Source organism: Anaeropeptidivorans aminofermentans (genome assembly GCF_940670685.1).
Taxonomy (GTDB): Bacteria; Bacillota; Clostridia; order Lachnospirales; family UBA5962; genus Anaeropeptidivorans; species Anaeropeptidivorans aminofermentans.
The window spans coordinates 1,325,077-1,343,443 of the sequence record NZ_OW711693.1; the positions used below are offsets into that span (position 1 = coordinate 1,325,077).

Annotated in this window: 13 protein-coding genes and 2 pseudogenes; 8 read left to right on the plus strand and 7 right to left on the minus strand. The window is 37.4% G+C overall.

The annotated features are described in order from the left end of the window. Positions 1 to 230 precede the first annotated feature (230 nt). Positions 231 to 818 carry a dipicolinate synthase subunit B gene (locus NBX03_RS05500; RefSeq protein WP_250229748.1) on the plus strand — a complete coding sequence of 196 codons (588 nt, stop codon included), beginning with the start codon at positions 231 to 233 and terminating at the stop codon, positions 816 to 818. Positions 819 to 1,247: 429 nt separating this feature from the next. Then, positions 1,248 to 1,356, plus strand: a pseudogene (locus NBX03_RS16155) (IS200/IS605 family transposase); the annotation flags it as partial. A 76-nt stretch (positions 1,357 to 1,432) separates the two neighbouring features. Here the strand turns inward: NBX03_RS16155 and NBX03_RS05505 are convergent. Continuing rightward, positions 1,433 to 2,386: a LysR family transcriptional regulator gene (locus NBX03_RS05505; protein ID WP_250229749.1), complete on the minus strand. Its 954-nt coding sequence runs from the start codon at positions 2,384 to 2,386 to the stop codon at positions 1,433 to 1,435. 207 nt (positions 2,387 to 2,593) lie between these two features. Between NBX03_RS05505 and NBX03_RS05510 the strand changes: the two genes are divergently transcribed. From NBX03_RS05510 to tnpA, 3 genes and pseudogenes are all read left to right on the plus strand, one after another. Next, a complete protein-coding gene (locus tag NBX03_RS05510; RefSeq protein WP_250229750.1) occupies positions 2,594 to 3,628 on the plus strand; it encodes a threonine aldolase family protein in 1,035 nt (344 codons plus the stop codon). A gap of 742 nt (positions 3,629 to 4,370) precedes the next feature. After that, positions 4,371 to 5,642 (plus strand): dicarboxylate/amino acid:cation symporter, encoded by a 1,272-nt coding sequence (locus NBX03_RS05515; RefSeq protein WP_250229751.1) that lies wholly within the window; start codon positions 4,371 to 4,373, stop codon positions 5,640 to 5,642. 574 nt (positions 5,643 to 6,216) lie between these two features. Then, a pseudogene (gene tnpA, locus NBX03_RS05520) lies at positions 6,217 to 6,549 on the plus strand (IS200/IS605 family transposase). Positions 6,550 to 7,096: 547 nt separating this feature from the next. Here the strand turns inward: tnpA and NBX03_RS05525 are convergent. Both NBX03_RS05525 and NBX03_RS05530 read right to left on the minus strand, forming a co-directional pair. After that, on the minus strand, positions 7,097 to 8,617 hold the full coding sequence (locus tag NBX03_RS05525) for a sensor histidine kinase (protein ID WP_250229752.1): 1,521 nt from the start codon (positions 8,615 to 8,617) through the stop codon (positions 7,097 to 7,099). Continuing rightward, positions 8,614 to 9,315, minus strand: coding sequence for a response regulator transcription factor (locus NBX03_RS05530; protein WP_250229753.1), 702 nt, complete (start codon positions 9,313 to 9,315; stop codon positions 8,614 to 8,616). Before NBX03_RS05530 ends, NBX03_RS05525 begins: the two co-directional genes overlap by 4 nt. Before the next feature lie 259 nt (positions 9,316 to 9,574). On the opposite strand from NBX03_RS05530, the gene NBX03_RS05535 reads away from it, so the two are divergent. Together NBX03_RS05535 and NBX03_RS05540 are read left to right on the plus strand one after the other, a co-directional pair. Further along, positions 9,575 to 10,348 (plus strand): hypothetical protein, encoded by a 774-nt coding sequence (locus NBX03_RS05535; protein WP_250229754.1) that lies wholly within the window; start codon positions 9,575 to 9,577, stop codon positions 10,346 to 10,348. A 44-nt stretch (positions 10,349 to 10,392) separates the two neighbouring features. Continuing rightward, entirely contained in the window at positions 10,393 to 12,498 is a 2,106-nt protein-coding gene (locus NBX03_RS05540) for an S-layer homology domain-containing protein (RefSeq protein WP_250229755.1), read from the plus strand. 455 nt (positions 12,499 to 12,953) lie between these two features. On the opposite strand, the gene NBX03_RS05545 is transcribed toward NBX03_RS05540, so the two are convergent. From NBX03_RS05545 to NBX03_RS05555, 3 genes are read right to left on the minus strand one after another with little or no spacing between them, the layout of a single operon-like run. Next, complete coding sequence (locus NBX03_RS05545; protein WP_250229756.1) at positions 12,954 to 13,382, minus strand: C-GCAxxG-C-C family protein; 429 nt, start codon at positions 13,380 to 13,382, stop codon at positions 12,954 to 12,956. Positions 13,383 to 13,423: 41 nt separating this feature from the next. Further along, positions 13,424 to 14,203, minus strand: coding sequence for a (Fe-S)-binding protein (locus NBX03_RS05550; RefSeq protein ID WP_250229757.1), 780 nt, complete (start codon positions 14,201 to 14,203; stop codon positions 13,424 to 13,426). Then, complete coding sequence (locus NBX03_RS05555; RefSeq protein WP_250229758.1) at positions 14,200 to 14,901, minus strand: TVP38/TMEM64 family protein; 702 nt, start codon at positions 14,899 to 14,901, stop codon at positions 14,200 to 14,202. The genes NBX03_RS05550 and NBX03_RS05555 overlap by 4 nt, the downstream gene beginning before the upstream one ends. Positions 14,902 to 15,477: 576 nt before the next feature. Between NBX03_RS05555 and NBX03_RS05560 the strand changes: the two genes are divergently transcribed. Further along, a complete protein-coding gene (locus tag NBX03_RS05560; protein WP_250229759.1) occupies positions 15,478 to 15,978 on the plus strand; it encodes a rhodanese-like domain-containing protein in 501 nt (166 codons plus the stop codon). A 561-nt stretch (positions 15,979 to 16,539) separates the two neighbouring features. Here NBX03_RS05560 and NBX03_RS05565 read toward each other — a convergent pair. Further along, complete coding sequence (locus tag NBX03_RS05565) at positions 16,540 to 18,042, minus strand: rhodanese-like domain-containing protein (protein ID WP_250229760.1); 1,503 nt, start codon at positions 18,040 to 18,042, stop codon at positions 16,540 to 16,542. Between the last annotated feature and the right edge of the window lie 325 nt (positions 18,043 to 18,367).

Here is an 18,367-nt window from a genome sequence, read left to right on the forward strand (position 1 = left end):
AAGAATAAGAAGGTATTCAGACATTTTTGCGGGCATATTAAACCTCTTAAATCATAATGTTTCTTGAAAGGTCATTTATTACATTTATTGTACTTATCGGACGAATAAAGGATTTAAAATAAGTGCTTTTTAAATGTATTATTTATTAAACCCAGTCGTCTTAAAATAACATTTGAGAAAACCTTTCAGAAACACATTGAAATCTGTAAAACAATATGGGAGTGTTTACTATGAAGCTTAATAAGTGCAATATAGGCTTTGCCGTTACCGGTTCATTTTGTACATTTGATAAAATAAAAGAAGAGATACAGCGTTTAATAGATGAAAAAGCAAATGTAATACCAATATTTTCATTTAATTGTCAGCATATAGATTCCCGTTTTGTTAAGGCAAGGGATTATATAGATGAAATTGAAAGAATAACATCAAACAGGGCGATACTTACAATTGAGGACGCAGAGCCCATAGGGCCAGGTAATATGCTGGATGCTTTTATTATAGCTCCGTGTACGGGAAACACCCTTGCGAAGCTTTCAAATGGCATAACGGATACGCCTGTGCTTATGGCGGCCAAGGCCCATATGAGAAATAATAAGCCCCTTATAATATCCATCTCGACAAATGACTCACTAGGGATAAATTTTAAGAATATAGGGCTTTTAATGAACATGAAGAATATATATTTTGTACCCTTTGGTCAAGATAATCCGACTTTAAAGCCAAATTCCATGATTGCCCATACGGAGCTTATAGTGCCTGCTATAGAGGAGGCACTTGAAGGAAGGCAGCTTCAGCCCGCTATCATATCACCTTATTAAAAACCTGAAAAATGAACTGCCCCCTGTTTGTTAGATAGTATGATATACTAGAGAACAAATGGGGTGTTATTATTCTATGCCGAAAGAGACGCCAAACAAGCGGCATACGGAAGAATTCAAACAGCAAGCAGCAGAATATATGAAAAAGCACAAGTTGCCCTGTGTAGAAACGGCAAAGCTATTTGATGCAGACTACAAAAACGTAGCATTATGAGAGAGAAATTATTTGACCTATGGTGCAGACGGTCTATATCTTGCGCGCCGAGGACGAGGTGGAAAGGGTACGTTATCCATATAATAGCCATAATTAAACGAATTATGACTATTCCGCAATTATCAAAAGCCAGCAAACATCAGTGTTTACTGGCTTTTTTTGTCTCTTTAGAGCAAAAAAACACCAGCTTTGCAGGTGGAATAAAAGGTTTTGTCATGGATGACATAAAAAGTCTATCACATTCGAAATGGAGATGCAAATATCATATAATATTTGCGCCGAAATAGAAGTATGGAGGTATATGGAAAGCTAAAGGCAGATATGTGAAGTATAGTTTAATGCGCGTGGTTTACACTTTTATTGTGAAAGCATCCCCCGGGGAGGGGAAAAAGCTTAAATATTAAATAAACAATGTTTCTTTTGACATTTGAATCAGCTGTATAAATTCTTTCATTGAACGGGTCGTGTACCTGTTCTTTTTTGTGAATACGGCAACATCTCTTACAGTGAAGGTACTATGAAGTTTATATAGCCATATGCTGTTATAATCTCCAAGCGCACGGACCAAAGCATCATCGATAATGGTAGCACCCATGCCGTTTCGGGACATGGCATATGCCGTTGAGGTCTGATCCGGTTCCAGCAGGATTTTGGGTTTTACCTGCTCCGCAGAAAACATCTGATCCGCTCTAATCCTTGCGTCATTTCCAGGGCGAAGTACAATAAATGGAATATTAGAAAAGACGCTTAAGGATACAGGCGAAACGGCATCAAAGCGCTGTTTACTGGAAAGAGTTTGTAATGTTAGTAAGGATTCCGGATAAGGCGGTTCGGGGAAGAAGCTTTTGGGGACAGACAGCACCATATGTTCCTGAAATAGCGTCGTTTTTGTATAAAGTTCCGTATCCAGATGACCGTTGGTAATAAGAAGGTCGATATTGCCTTTATTCAAATCTTCAATCATATCCACTGTTCGGCCCTCCATTAGATTAATCTGAATGTTGGGGTATGCTTTTTTAAAACGCGTTATGACCGGCGGAACCAGATAGGCAGCAAAAAAGTTACCGGCGCCGATGGATAGATGACCATTTTTCAAATGATCTATATCGTAGACATAGTTTTCCAAGTTATTAACAATTTCACGTATTTCCTCAATGGCCTTGATATAAAGTGTACCGAATTCCGTCAGGCTAATAGGATGAGAACTCCTGTCGAAAATATCCATGCCTATGCGTTTTTCTGCGTGCTTAATAGTCTGGCTTAAGGAAGACTGGGAAACATACAGGTTTTTTGCTGCACGGCTAAAGCTGCCTTCTTTATATACTTGGTAAATATAGTCCATATTCTGTAGCATAGCGTTCCTCCGTTTGATTTCAAAAATCTTCATAACTCTATTTTCTTACTTAAATAATATCACATTATTAGTTCAAATCAATAATGTTTATAAAATAATTTGACCTGGCTAATAAAACAGGAAAGAAATATAATGAAATCACAAAGAAATTGCATACAAGAAGAAACAAATATGCAAATTAAACAAAAAGGAAAGGCTGAAGTGTAAATGATTGATTTGAGAAGTGATACGCTTACGTTGCCGGATCAGGCAATGCTTGAAACGATTCTTGGAGCAAAGTTGGGTGATGATGGCAGAACCCACGCGCTGGAGAGAGGCGAAGACCAGACTGTTAATGAACTAGAGGATTTGGCAGCGCAAATCACCGGCAAGGAGGCCGGCGTCTTGTTCCCGACTGGAACTCTGGGTAATACCGCAGCCGTTTTGGCTTACTGTAAGGCGGGCGATAAAGTATTGGTAGATGAGCAACAGCATCTGTATATCAGCGAAAAGGTGCTGTTTGATTCTAATTTCGGTCAGCTGCAGCCGGTGAGTTACCCCCATGATGAAAACGGTCTTCCCGTACTGGAGAAGATAGAAGAAGCACTGAAAGGCGGTAATATCCGGTTGGTATGTATTGAAAATACCCATAATTTTACCGGCGGAGCCTGCATTCCTCTTAAAAACATGAAGGAAATCTATGAACTGGCACATAAGTATCAAGTACCGGTGCATATGGACGGGGCAAGAATGTTCAATGCTGCAATTGCTCTGAAAGTAAAAGCAAGTGAAATGTGCCGTTATGTTGACTCGGTAATGTTTTGCATCTCTAAAGGTCTGGGTGCTCCGGTTGGTTCTTTGGTGTGCGGAAATCAGGAATTTATTTTAAAGTTGCGTGAGAAGAGAAAGCTGCTGGGCGGCGTTATGCGGCAGGCAGGCATCATTGCTGCACCTGGTCTTTATGCACTGAGAAATAATATCGAGCGCCTGCAGGAGGATCATGAGCATGCAAAGTGTGCAGCCGAATTGATTCAGGGCTTAAAACACACGCATATGGTTGGACAGGCTGTGACCAATATCTTGGTGCTGGATGTCAACGAGCTGGGGCTGACGCCTCAGGAATACTGCCGGAAGGCCGAAGAAAAGGGTCTGCTGATTAAGCCGGTTTTATCTGACAAGGTACGGTTGGTTTTCTACAAAGGAATTACAAAAGAGGATGCTGCGGAAGCGGCCAGAATCATTCGGGAGTTAGATAAAAGGTAAATGTATATGAGGGGAAAAATTAATCCTCTGTCCGATAAATGAGCAGGATAAAAAGCATTATTATAGTAAATTTTAACTTAAATCAGAGTGAAACAATTCCATTTTATTTGAATAAAGAATTCCATAAGTTAACTGGTCTTCTTACTGTTTAAAATGAAATTATCTATATTGTTGACAAGAGCTGCGAGACACCGAAGATGCTCAGCAACAATATAACTTACGGCAGCCTGATAATCGGTGGCAAAATCAGTGATGGCAATAGCTGTGAACAGGTTGCCGGTAATCTAAAGGTTTTGGTGGCAGAGAAATTTAGCGATGGAATACAGCAATAAAGGCTGTCACTCCAACTGTATTAGTTTGGGTTTGATTCTTCTACGCGATGAAGGAATTCTCAATTTACAGGGGGATTTACAGAGGGCCAAAATTTGTTAATGACATATGCTAAACAAAAAATAAAGAATGGCATCAATGAACTGGAGAGCCTCCTCTTGAAGTCAAGAGCAAAATCTATTTATTTAATTTTAATCAATGATATAACCGAATTGAAAGAGAGATACTACTTAGGCATAATCAATTTCTGCTGCAGGCAAGTTTAAGAAATCGAAATAACCCGATTATAGTGGAGCTTAAGTTAAGGCTTTAGGAAGATTTGCAAAGAAAACGCTACGCTCTATCTGTGAAAACAGAAAATCAAAACCTGATTGTAATGTAAATAAAAATATGAGAGGGATGTGTTTATTATATGGCAGAAACGAAAAAATCTGTATTTAGGCTTAGCAATACGGCATTGTGGAGTTTTGTCGCAATGGTGGCTGGTGCCTTCCTTGGCTTAGCTTTCCCTGAAACTATGAGTGACCTCAAGTTTATCGGCGATATCTGGCTGAAATGCATCAATATGATTGTTATACCGTTAGTGCTTTGTATCGTTACACTGGCAATTGCAACGCAAGAGGATGCAAAGACCTTGGGACGTTTAGCGGCTCGCATTGCGATTTACTATGCGATAACCTCTTTTGCTGCTGTGGCAATAGGGCTGGCATTGAGCATGGTTTTAAAACCCGGAAGCGGCGTTAATTTAGAGGGACTCGCCGCTACCGACATTACCGAAACTACCGCCTTTACAGTTGAGGCCTTTGTCAGCGGCTTGTTTACGAACAACTTGTTTAAGACCTTCACGGAAGGAAATCTTCTCCAGACTATGGTTATTGCCATTATGTTTGGTATTGCCCTTCTTCAGGTAAAAAACAAAGAGAGCCGGGCACAGGTTATTGGCATCATTCAAGCAGTAAACGATATGATCTTTGCTTATCTTAACATGATTATTAAGCTTACGCCAATCGGTGTTTTGTTTTTGATTGCCGATTCATTTGGAAAATTTGGTTTTTCAATTTTTACCTCAATGGCCGGTCTCATCGGTACTTACTGGCTGAGCATTCTCCTTATGACCTTGTTGGTGTATTGTACAATTCTGTGGATTGTCGCTAAGATTAATCCGATTAAATTTATCAAGGATACATCTGAAGTGTGGATGTTTACCATTGCAACCTGCAGCGGCTCGGCAAGCATTCCTGTTGCTCTTAAAAACGTAAGAGAAAAATTCGGTGTTCCAAACCGAATTGCTGATTTCTGCATTTCCATCGGCGGACAGCTCAATTCACATGGATCTGCGTTGATGTACGGTTGTGTACTTATCTTTATCAGTCAAATGTATGGTGTTCCTCTTGATTTAGGAACCATGATTAGAATTGTTTTTGTAGGGGCATTGATTTCCGCCAGCGGCGGTGGTATCCCAGGCAGCGGTATTGTAAAGCTTTCTATCGTGATTTCAACCTTTGGTCTTCCGGTAGAAGTAGTGGGTATTATTGCAGGCTTTTACCGTTTCTTTGACATGGGAACTACTACCGGTAATGTTCTTGGTGACATAGCCGGCACAGTTACCATAGCCAAAATGGAAGAAAATCGTGCTAAAAAGCTTGGAATACCTTTTGGAGACGATAACGAATTGGCAAACTAATATTATAATAGGCTTTCAAGCTATGCTTCATTCTCTTTGAGTATATCGTTAGCGTGTCAATAAAAGTTAGCATACATAAGCGAAACATCGGCAGCATAGAGATGGCAATTTTCTCTGGAGCATGAATCTTCTCAATTCGATTTTGAATGTAAACACTCACAACTGCGCAACAAAATGAACAGGACACATATCAAAGGCACTTTAAAGTTCTTTTTGGTACATTTCTTTCGAGGCATGGTACCAAAATATGTGTAAGAATGCAAGAAAAGGAGGATTATGGTTGTAAGCCGTCAAAATCTTTGATAAAAATCGAAATGTTTTTTCAAATCAGTTCAGCAAAGTAGAGGCTTTGCGGCCTAATGTCATTTAGTTAGGGGCGACACGAAAGCAGTGTATGTATTTTTACATACACTGCTTTTTTGCGCAAGTAATCCCCAGCCGGAAAGCTTAAAGCTATGGATATGAAAAAAGCTAATAAAGTGGGTTTCGCTAGCCAACTAAAAATCAAAAGGAGCAAGTTTAAAAAAATAATAATGCATTAGCACACACAAAATGGAATTGCAAACATCATATAGTGTTTGCACCGAAGTACAGAGGAAAAGAGATATATGAAGAATTAAGAGCAGAAATAGGAAAAATATTAAAAGAGTTATGCGAACCGAAGGACGCAGAAATAATAGAAGCAAATGCACGTCTAGACCATATCCATATGTTAGTAAGTATACCGCCAAAATTGAGCGCATCGAGTTTCGCAGGATTTTTAGAAAGGTAAGAGCAGCTTAATCCTATTCGACAGACACACAAATCTAAATATAAATATAGCAATCGGAACCTTTGGCGCAACGGGTATTATATAGATATGGTTGGCAGAAATACAAATGCAATTCAAAGATATATTAAAAATTAATTGCAGAAGATATAATTCCAGATCAAATAATTTTGAAAGAATATGAGACCCTTTTTTAAGGGTGGTAGGAAATAGCATAACTACAACTACCGAAATCCGAGAGCGCTTTAAGGTAAAAGTTAATAAGCTAAGAACAAACCTCCGGTTTAGCCGGAGGTTCTGATTGACTGCTTTTTCTTCTATTAAAATCAACTGTTATAGGATGCAGAAAAGTGTAAATATGGTTAATTAATCAGGAACCAGTAGTGAGATGCCCTTCACTATTGGTTTACCTGTGTTCTGAAATAAAGAGATGTAAGCGACTATTGGATATTTTGTATGACATAAGTATTATACAGAGATACGGAGAAGAGATTTAAAAAAGCTCAACAAATTTAAAAAACATATGAAGAAAGAAATAGGGAAGATTACTATTAAAGAGCCGGATTTCAGCAGACCATTTGTTGCAAGCCGGTCAATTGAGAAAGCGGGTTCTTTCATTTTGCTCTTTTAGCTTTCCGGTACTATTATTTAATTATCTTGGCAGTTTATACAAGATACGGATTAATTATATTTCTTCAGAGCTTATTTCAAGCTCGATTGTAAACAAGGCTCCGCCATGAGCCTGATTCTGAACAGATATTTTGCCGCCGTGCCTTTCGATAACATTTTTACTTATTGAAAGCCCCAGCCCGAAATTTCCCTTTCTGCCTTTATAGAACCTCTCAAATATGTGGGAAATATCACCGGCATCACAGCCATTGCCGTCATCGTATATTTTTATAATTAGTCTAGTGTTGTTTTCCTTAAAGGCCTCTATATTTACCGAAGACTCTGCATAGCGTATGCAATTGCTTATGATATTTGTTATAGCTCTTGAAAACTTCTCCACGTCTGCAAGTATTTCAATTTCTTCATTTATATTTTCAGCAGTAATATTTATATTTTCCTGAAGAGCGATTCTATTCATTCTGTCAACAATAGAGTGAAGGATTTTACTTACATTAAGCTTTTCAAAACGGTAATTTTCTTCAATCGTTTCGAGCCTGGAAAGATAAAGAAGCTCTCCTATAAGAGATGCCATTCTCTTGGATTCATCAAGGATAATATCTACAGCCGTTTCCTTATCGACAACATCATATTTTATGCCTTCGGCATAACTTTGAATAGACATAAGGGGTGTCCTGAATTCATGAGATACATTCTGCAAAAAGGTCTTCTGCGCTTTATCGTAGGTTTTAAGCTTTTCAGACATAATATTAATGCCGTTAACCATCTCCTGAAGCTCTTCATAAACGGCGATTTGTACTTTATTGCCAAAATTCCTCTCGGATATCTCCTTAATATGGCTTGTCAAGGAAGCAAAGGGTTTTGAAAGTTTTTTGGACAAATTTGACGATAGCAGCATAGCGATAATGGAAATAAAGAAAAGAATAATAAAAAGGATGCCGTTTATTTGATACTGAAGCTGATTAACCTTTTGAAGGCTTGAAAATATGATAATCCAGCCGAGATCGGCACTGTTTGTTTCAGATAAAGGCCTTACCACGGCAATGTAATCTGTTCCCGAAATATTAAGCTTAAGATACTCTTTATCGCTGAAGCCTTCAGACGAATCCTTGATTTTTTCAAGAATATGGCGGCTTAAATCTTCATTGTCGTAATCATCTGTTATAGGAGAGGGGATTAAATTCTTTTCCTTATCCAGAAGAATATAATCCGCATTGGTTATAGAAAGCGGCTCATTAAGGGAACGGTTTAATGACAGATAATAGCGGAAAATAATATCCGATTCATCATCTTCATTGGCTGAATTCTTCCTTTCTGCGTTTCCTTTGGATACGGACTTATCATCGCTGGAATCATTTGCTGAATCCGGCGGCCTTTTAAATTCCGGAAATTGAGAAGGCCTTTGGTGGAGGGCCGTATTAACTGTCCGTATGGTTATTTTATCAAGCTGGGAAATAACATCTCTTTCCATATACATGCCCACTACAATATTAAAGGTTATGGAGACCAGTACAATCAGCATAGAAATCATAATAAGATTATATTTGAATATTCTCCATCTAATTGTATGTCTTTTCATAATCGCTCCTCGCTTACAAGCTTAAATCCGTATCCCCAAACAGTCTCAATTTTTAAAAGAGAGCCTGCGTAATCCAATTTTTTTCTAAGACGTTTTACAGTATCATCCGTTGCCCTTGTTTCCACCTCCGCTTCAAAGCCCCAAACTTTATCTAAAAGCTCGGATCTGCTTACGGAACGGTTTCTGTTTTCCGCAAGATAAAAAAGCAGCGAAAATTCCATAGCCGTAAGAGCGATATTCTTACCTTCTATTGTAGCAAGTTTATTATCTGCATCCAGTATAATATCCGATAATTCAATTTTGTTTTTTAAATCTGTTCCGGTTCTGTCAAGCTCTATTCTTCTGAATATGCTTTTAATTCTAGCTAAAAGCTCCATAGGGCTGAAAGGCTTCGTCATGTAATCGTCACTGCCCAATGTAAGTCCGGCTATTTTATCGGGTTCTGTATCCTTAGCCGACACGATAATAATGGGGATAATGCTTTTTTGTCTTATGGCTGCGCATACGGAATATCCGTCCATCTCCGGCATCATGATATCGATGATAACCATCTCCGGTTCCTTCAGGTCAAAGGCCTCCAAAAGAGCGCGTCCATTATTGAAGGCCTCAACCTCATAACCCTCCTTAAGAAGAAAAGACTTTATTATATTGCATATATTTACTTCATCATCGGCGATATAAATTAATTTTTTACTCATTTTGATAAATTCACCTCTAATGGAATAGTATCACAAACATAGGCTTAAATCTATTTTTAATTATCTTTGCCTTATTTTTGCCACAGCTTTGCGGAGATTTTTATAAAAGTGAAATTATATAATTTGCTCATGGCAATTACTGAATCAAATTTAAATTTATTGAAATTTTTAAGCACAGGATTTAAATATTTTTCGGGAGATTTCCTCTGATAAATTGATTTAGTATAGCAATAAATAAAGCAAAAAAGGGGTAATGACTATGAAATCAAAAAGTATAATAAAAAATGTATTTGCACTTGTTCTGACAACTGCCCTGTCAGTAAACGGAGTATCGGTTATTTTTGCAGAAGAGAAAGCGGAAGAGGAAAGCAGTAAAAAAGTTATACATCAGCGAATTAATCATGAAGACATCTCTGCCATATATCAATCAGCGCTTTATAATCTGGTTGAAAACGGGTCAATTACTCAAGAGCAGGCGGATGCAATTGCTTCTTCAATATCTGAAAGAGGGGAAGAGCATAAAAGCCATTTTGCAGGCCTTATATCCGCAGGAACAATCAATCAGGAACAGGCAGATGCAATTAACAGTGCTATGCCTTTAATGAAAGAAAAGGGAGCAAAGGGTGAAATGCCTAAGCGCAGCGAAAATGGCGAGGCCTTTGAACGTAAAAGCCTCTTTTCAGGTCTTGTAAGCGCAGGAACAATTACTCAAGAGCAGGCGAATGCAATTAATGACGCCATGAAAGAATCTGGAAAAGCTAAGCAAAGCTTAAGTGATATAGCAACAAATCTTGTATCCAAAGGGGTAATCACTCAGGAGCAGGCGGATGCAGTTAACAGCGCTATGCCTTTAATGAAAGAAAAGGGAGCAAAGGGTGAAATGCCTAAGCGCAGCGAAAATGGCGAGACCTTTGAACGTAAAGGCCCCTTCGAAGGGCTTGTAAGCTCAGGAACAATTACTCAAGCACAGGCAGATATGGTTCTTAATGCCGTAAAGACAGCACTGGAAGCCGCAAATACGGATTTAAAATAATTTGTTAGACGGCTTTAATTATAAATATTGTGGAGGAACTGCAAATGAAAAAAAGCTTTATGCGAAGTATAACATTTTTTCTGTCTTTAATGATGTCTTTCGTTTCCATTCCTACAGTTTCCTATGCTTACAGCGAAGCGGATGCCATTTATTATGATGTAGATATAGATGATTATATTGAATTTGACGAAGATGATTTTAACGATGTATGCCTTGATTTAATGGATACGGAGCTTGACTATATTGTGTTTGAGCTGCCTGATTGGGACGAAGGAATTCTTTATTACGATTATAACGGCGATGATGAAGAGGAAATATCCTCTTATGACGAATTCTATTATGATGAAGAACCTTCCATATCCGATATCTCCTTTGTACCTGATGAAGATTGCCCAAGTGAGATAACAATCAGTTATGAAGGCGTAGACTTAGACGGAAATTATTTTTACGGAGACATCATTATAGAGGTTTCCGGTTCAAGCAGCGATACCGATACGTATATTGAATATTCGGTCTATGTAGATGACACAGTAACCTTTGATGAAGACGATTTTAACGATTACTGCCAGGAGGAAAACAATGAAGATCTCGATTATGTAAAATTTACTTTGCCGTCTTCCTCAAAAGGCATTCTTTATTATGATTACGACGGGGATGATGAGGAAGAGATTTCGTCATCGGATAAGTTTTATTATGACGGGGAGCCTTCCATATCTGATATTACCTTTGTACCCGATGAAGATTGCCCAAGTGAGATAACGATCAGCTATGAGGGCGTAGATGTAGAGGGAGATTACTTTTATGGAGATATCGTCATAAATGTATCCGGCACAAGCAGCAATACCGATACGTATATTGAATATTCAGCATATGAAAGCGGTACAGTAATTTTTGACGAAGACGATTTTAATGATTATTGCCAGGAGGAGAACAATGAAGACCTTGATTATATAAAATTCACCCTGCCGTCTTCCTCAAAAGGCATTCTTTATTATGATTACGATGGGGACGATGAGGAAAAGATTTCATCGACAGATAAGTTTTATTATGGCGGAGAGCCTTCCATATCCGATATTACTTTTGTGCCCGATGAAGATTTTACCGGAGATTGTGAAATAAGCTTCAGTGGTTATGATGAAGACGGAGACTCCATTCAGGGGACAGTTTTAATATCAATTAAGAAAAACACACAATCTTATTCCGCCGATACCATAAGCTTTACAGGATATGCAGGGTATAAAATTTCTTTTATCAGCAGTTATTTCAATGATAAATGTAAAAGCCTTACAGGAAGTACATTGGATTATGTGCATTTTACTGTGCCCGATGCTTCAGAAGGAACCTTATATTACGGCTATGCATCGGAAAATAGCTATTCTTCCTTAGTGACTGAAGACACAGATTATTATTATACAGAGACATTTCCCTATCTGAGTGACGTTTCCTTTGTAAGTGCCTCTGGAAATACATCGGGAACATCCGGTATATCTTACACAGGCTACGGGATAGACGGTTCCTCCTTTACAGGAAGCATAAGCATTACCTATACTGCTTTAAGCGGATTTACAAATATTACATATGAAAGCAAAAGTTCGCAGTACTTTAAAGATGTAGGAGAATCTTATTCCTGGGCCGCAAATTATATTGATACCCTTTATGAAAACGGTATAGTATCCGGTGAAGTTTCTTCCGACGGAACAAGAATGTTTAAGCCTTCAAACAGCATAACAAGAGGAGATTTCCTGCTAATGCTTTCCAAGGCATTTAATTTAGAAATTACAGAAACATCAGATAATTTTTCCGATGTTTCTGAGGGCTCCTATTATTATAATGCCATAGCAGCCGCCAAGGCATTAGGTATAGCCCAAGGCTACAACAATAATTTTTATCCTCAGGCTGCTATTACACGAGAAGATGCTATGGTTCTAGCGCTTCGGGCAATGGAGCTTACAGGAATGCAGGTAACGGCAGGTAGCTTGACAGAGCTTGCAGTCTATACTGATTACGGCTTAATTTCAGGCTATGCCCAGGAAGCTATCGCAAGCTTAGTAAAAGACGGAATCATAACCGGAAGCAACAATAACATTAATCCTAAAAATAATATTACCCGTGCAGAAGCTGCAGTGATATTTCATAAAATTAAATATTAGCACAAAAAGATTGAAGCCGGCGGTTAAACAGCCTCGGCTTCAATCTTTTTTAAATTTAGTCTTTTCTGTCTTATCCAATCTTGATTGCCTTAATCTATATTAACGAAGGTTTTGGAATGGTTTTATTTTTCTTTTTTGTTTTACTTTTTTTCCCTTTGGTTCCTTATAGTAAATTTAAAGCTAACCAGTAGCAAAACCGTATATTTACATAGGCTCAGAATGCACTGTTTCCAAAGAAAATCCATATTTTTATACGAAACGAACTTGAAAAAGGATACAGATGTAAGCCTGTAAATCTTTTTTAAGTGAGCGTTTTCTTGTGGTTATCAAACTTGTTTTTGGTTTGGTAATTCACTGCTATTTTGATGTGGTTATGTAATATTTGTTTCATATTTCTTTTCGGGTTTTTGCTTATGATTGTATTGTTATAATATGGAATTATATAAATAGATTTATTATAAAATTTCATTTAATATCTCCAAGGCGCTGAGGACATAGTGAGGGCATTTTTCTTCGATAATCCTTATTTTTACTGCTTTTTCAAATTCACCCTTTTTGGAAAAATCATAGCCGGTTAGTTCACGGCAAATAAGGCTTTTATGCTTATTTAAAAATTCGGTGTGGAAGCGCTCAACCTTTTTTCTAAGAATCTCCTTGGAGGAAAAGTCTTCTTGCCTGCCATTTCCGTACTTTATGCCAAGAGCCATAAGAGCCCCCGTAACTGCGCCGCACGTATCCCCTATTCCCATGCCGCCGCCAAAAGCAGAGGCTATTTTTGCACATTCAAAAGAACTGCATCTTATTTTTTCAGCCATTTCCATTAAAACTATTTGAGAACAGTCCATTCCCTTGGAAAACAGGGTATTGATTTCATTTTTATCCATTTTATTGCTCCTTGTTAAGGTTTGAAACTAAATTTAAAGCCCTAGTTTTTAAACTTGTTTGCATTATTTATTCTGTTTAAAAAGCTTCTTTCGGAGAAAGAGCCGTCAATTAGTTCAAGAATATGAAAAGCTTCTTTATGTCCCTCTCTGAACGCCTCTACACAGGATTCACAGTATGTAATAATAGGAAGGTTATTGGCATCCTTTATACGGTTTTGAAGCATTTTTTTAGAAGTTTCGGGTTCCGTAAGAAAAATCATATTCTTTCTTCCGCAACATTGGGCTTTTTCTTTACAATGTGTGAACTCTTGAAAATCTATTTCAAAATAACTTAAAATTTGCCTTATGGCTTCATGAGAGGCTTTGTCTTCTCTTGAGGCGCAAGGGTCATGAAGGATATAAGTATCTTTAAATATTTTATCCTTTTTATCATCTGCTCTTAAATTTTCAGCGATAACAGGCCATGCCGGAATAACGTTGATATTATATTTATTTTCGAGGGTAAGCTTGCAATTAGGGCATAAGGTATAAATTGTATTTATCCCGTATTCTTTAAAATATTTTGAAAGCAAGATGTTTTTTTTATCCTTTTCCTTTTCAATTCCTACTGCAAAGGTGGGCTTTCCGCAGCAAAAGCTTGAGAATCCCAGCTGGGGAACAGAGCGTTTTAATATATTATAAGCATTTCCAATGAATGCACTGTCAAGTTTCAATGCGGCGCAGCCAGGCCAGAATACAGAAGGGCCTTTGGTACTTTTAGCCATTAAAGGAGAAAAGGATAAAGCCTGATTCCATTTTACAACTAAATTTCCATGGCTCATTGTTTTTCCTCTTTACTATGTTTATTGTTATATATAGCCTTTAACAAAAAGGCGGCGGCACTTAAAGCGAAAAGGATTAAAAGCCCTGTCACAAAAAGGCGGGCGCCTCCTGTAAGCATTCCGCCAACGTAAGAATAAATAATGGTAGCCGGAAGCTGGCCTATCCCTGTTGCTATAAAAAAGGGCCAGAAGTTCATGCTCGTAAGACCTGCTGCATAGCTTACGATATCAAAGGATACAAATGGAAGGAGCCTGCATATAAGAACGGTGTTTTTGCCGTATCTTTCAAAAAATACATCTATTTGCTCTAAAGCAAGTTTATTTGTAAGTTTAAGAACAGCGTCTCTTCCTAAAATTTTAGCTATAAAAAAACAAAGGGCAGCTCCTGCCATGGCGCTTGTCCAAGAAAGGATAGCTCCTTGCCACCAGCCGAAAACCGATGCATTGGCAAAAGTTATTAAAAAAGCGGGGATTGGTGCCGCAATAGACTGCAAAATCATAAGAAGGAAAGAAATCAGCGCCGCCCAAGGTCCAAATGAGCGTATGTAAGTAATAACCGAATCCACATCCATAGAAGAAAGAAGCGAGAATATGTGATTTAAGGTTTCATTTACGGTCGGAACAAAAAAATACGCCAATATAAAAATTAATATAATCCCGAGAAGCAGTATTTTTTTTCTTCCTTTAAAACTTTTCATAGAAAAGCCTCCCTTAATTTAAGTTTCTAAAATGCAATTAATTAAAATATGTTTCGCAGAAGGAAAGAACTTTATTGAGATAAATCGATATTTGAATCAATGGGCGTAAAGCCATGGTATTTTATGCCAGTGTATATTAAATTGGTAAATTTATCAAAGAAATCATTCTTTGAGATTTGTAAGAATATAATTAAAATTTAACGCCAATTGTAGTATAACATGATAAAATCAATAGTCAATGTTTAGCATTATTAGTCTATATTATATAAACTCAGATATAATATCATTTATTTTAATAGCTTGTTTTATTGTTTTTATAGATGTCATATGTTAAAATTTCATTTAGACGGAACATATTTCCGACTATGAAAAATAATAAAGACAAGCTTATTTCTATAAGATTTTGCATATGGGCATCTTAAATTTCTGCTTAGATACTTGGTATCAAAGCGTTTTTTTATGATTTTTTAGAGGGCCGAATGCTTAGGAGATAATTGTAATTATATTTTTCCGGCGGAAATTTTCCAGTCAAAACATAAAATATAATTTTATATTTAAATGGAGGTTTTCTTAATTATGAGAAATAAACTTTTATTAATTGCAAGCATTTTTATTTTCAGTGCATTTATAATGGCCGGCTGCGGAAGTGACAGTAAAAAAGAAGCAGCACAAGGTGAGACAATAGAGTATCAGTATATTCAGGCCGAGGATTTAAAAAAGGATATTGATGAAGGCGGAGACGGATACATAATCTTAGATGTAAGAAAAAAGGAAGATTATGATTCATCCCATATAAAAGGAGCTTTCTCAGGTGATGTTGATTCCATAGTAAGCGCTGAAGATAAAGAATTAGCTACAAATAATCTTAAGGCAGCACTTAAAGAAGCTACAGGAAGCGAAGAAGGAAACAAGGACAGCAAATACGTTTTAGTTTGCTATTCAGGAAAGAGATATGCGCAAGGAGCAACAGGAATACTCTCTGAATTGGGCATTCCCGAGGGCAATATATATACTCTTGAAGGCGGGAACAAAAACTGGGTAGAGCTTGGAGATGATTATATAAGCTTAATGGAGTAATTTTTATAGGTTTAAAAGGCAAAGACTTATAGTAAATTTAAAGTTAGTCAGCAACAAAGCCGTATTCATATAGACTCAAAAATATACTGTTTCTGAAAGCAATCCGTGTTTTTGAACCTGCCGGGAATGGGCTTTGTTACTTCTTCATAATAAATTTACTGTACTTCCCTAATTTTATATTCCTTCAAACCCAAATAAAAACCCATACAATCAAAATCGAATCCGATGAGATTGTATGGGTTTTTTGTTTAGATTTTATTGCTTATAAAATATATGATATATGTTGTGATTATGGCGCTATATAAGCATAGGCATAAAGGAAAATACACGATTAGGACCTTGGGGTCAGTTAAGCTTAATATAAATGCCGAAAGAATAAAGGCTGTATTGGCTGCTATAGCAATGAAAGCGTGCTTATTTTTATTAGGTTTTTTAATCAGCCGTATGCTTGCCATAAACAGAGGCAGGAGTACAATAATCTGATATATATTTTTTCCTGAAAAGGCATATTGCTTTGTTATGAGATACCTATAGAGCATCATATGCCGTCCTATTATATTATTAATTACCAGAGGAGCAACAAGAAGGAATATCGTCAGTATCCATAAGATTATTAGAAGCAGTCTCTTTTTCATTATTTATCGGCTCTCCTATTTCAACAGGGTTTTCGGCATCGTTGCTCCAGCCGATCCAGCCGTCGCTATATAAAGCACTGTTTTCATATCCGTATACATTGGCGTAGGTCAGAACTTCCGCTGCTCTCCAGCCGCTTCCGCACATAAACATCATATGTTTTTGCGTATCTATGGACTGGGACTGCCACAGCGCTTCTATTTCTTTTTGGTTTCTGATGGTATTATCGATATTTCTATAATAGCTCAAGTCTCCTGAACCATTTACCCCTGCGTAGCCAAAAACAGCTCCCGGGATTCTTCCCTTTTTATCATGATAGCTATATCCGCTGGATTCTCCTATATACTCGTCCCAACCTCTGTTATCGACCAAAACGCATGTATCAGACATTTGCAAACATTCTTTAAGTTCGGGAATCGTCACAATGATATCCGGGTTTCCGGGAATATCTGCTCCGAAGCTTTCAGCAGGTTCGGGCTTATTGCTTTTAGTTTCAAGCTCGTATCCGGCCCTTGTCCATGCGTCGTTTCCGCCGTTTAATACTCTTACGTCGGATACCCCTATATATCTTAATACGACTGCTAAACGGTAGGCCGCCATTTGATCAGCGCTTGTTACTATAACCGTATCATCTGCGGTAAAGCCATGCTGCAAGGCCCATTTTTGAAGGTTTTCATCACTGTCAAGCATCCATGCCGGAGGCGGCTCAAATCCATCTGTATTTATATGAAAGGCCGTAGGCACATGCCCTTTGGAATAAGTTTCGCTTTCTTCTCCCCAGCTTGATTCAACAATTTTTATCTTAGCAGACGGCTCAAAGCTTTCGGGTGTTTTTCCGTCAATAGCTTCTTTTACTATGTAAGCCGGAACGACAAGCTGATAATTCTTATACTTTTCAAGTTCCAAAGAATCATCATTAATCCATTCATTAAAATCATATATCAAAATATCTTTAAAGCCTTTGCCTTCTAAATACTTTTTTACATTTTCAGCATTTTTAGTATCTATATCGTAAAGGACAACTGTTTTATCAGGCGTAATGCCCTTGGCATCGAGAGCTTCCTGAAGAAGCGCTTCTTTATCTTCTTTTTCTACATTAAGCCAATTAGCTGAAAAATCCACTGCCCCCGGAATATGCCCTCCTCTTTTAATGCCGTCAACCTTCCAGCCGTTATATGCGTCATTTATTCGAGTATCAACAATTATATATTTGCTATTATTCAAATTTTCCAGTATTAATTTTGAATCTACCGCAGGTGCTTCCGTCTTTTCATGTTCTTCCGGCTTTGCTGGGTTTTCGCTATTAGACACTTGAACTTTCTGGTCTTTTGGTGGCTGATTATGAGTCTGGGCCTTATCGGTATTGCCGGAGCAGCCTGAAACCGATATAGCCAAGGATATTAACATGCCTAAGATAAGTCTTTTTTTCATGTTTTATCTGTCTCTCCTTATATAAAAGTAACTACATTATATGTTCAGGATAAATTCCGGTCAAATAGTAAAAGATAATACTCATTTCGGATAAATATAAGAAATAGAAATATACTTTTTTTATAAAATAAGCAGGTTATAATCGTGATATAAAAAACAGAAATAGGGCTTGACGGTCTTATAAGAAAATATAATTTGTAATGATTTGCAAAATACTATAGAATAGTAATGCTCATTATTATAATGAAATTATTATGCCTTTCGGATTTATAGTAAATTTAAAGTTAAATAGTAGCAAAGCCGTGTATATTCACGAAGGCTCAAA

Bases quoted from the DNA above. Each gene is read 5' to 3' on its own strand.
- NBX03_RS05565 (WP_250229760.1), bottom strand. From the start codon at position 18,042: ATGAAAAAAAGACTTATCTTAGGCATGTTAATATCCTTGGCTATATCG.
- NBX03_RS05535 (WP_250229754.1), top strand. From the start codon at position 9,575: ATGAAATCAAAAAGTATAATAAAAAATGTATTTGCACTTGTTCTGACA.
- NBX03_RS05555 (WP_250229758.1), bottom strand. From the start codon at position 14,901: ATGAAAAGTTTTAAAGGAAGAAAAAAAATACTGCTTCTCGGGATTATA.
- NBX03_RS05550 (WP_250229757.1), bottom strand. From the start codon at position 14,203: ATGAGCCATGGAAATTTAGTTGTAAAATGGAATCAGGCTTTATCCTTT.
- NBX03_RS05515 (WP_250229751.1), top strand. From the start codon at position 4,371: ATGGCAGAAACGAAAAAATCTGTATTTAGGCTTAGCAATACGGCATTG.
- NBX03_RS05525 (WP_250229752.1), bottom strand. From the start codon at position 8,617: ATGAAAAGACATACAATTAGATGGAGAATATTCAAATATAATCTTATT.
- NBX03_RS05540 (WP_250229755.1), top strand. From the start codon at position 10,393: ATGAAAAAAAGCTTTATGCGAAGTATAACATTTTTTCTGTCTTTAATG.
- NBX03_RS05560 (WP_250229759.1), top strand. From the start codon at position 15,478: ATGAGAAATAAACTTTTATTAATTGCAAGCATTTTTATTTTCAGTGCA.
- NBX03_RS05505 (WP_250229749.1), bottom strand. From the start codon at position 2,386: ATGCTACAGAATATGGACTATATTTACCAAGTATATAAAGAAGGCAGC.
- NBX03_RS05530 (WP_250229753.1), bottom strand. From the start codon at position 9,315: ATGAGTAAAAAATTAATTTATATCGCCGATGATGAAGTAAATATATGC.
- NBX03_RS05500 (WP_250229748.1), top strand. From the start codon at position 231: ATGAAGCTTAATAAGTGCAATATAGGCTTTGCCGTTACCGGTTCATTT.
- NBX03_RS05510 (WP_250229750.1), top strand. From the start codon at position 2,594: ATGATTGATTTGAGAAGTGATACGCTTACGTTGCCGGATCAGGCAATG.
- NBX03_RS05545 (WP_250229756.1), bottom strand. From the start codon at position 13,382: ATGGATAAAAATGAAATCAATACCCTGTTTTCCAAGGGAATGGACTGT.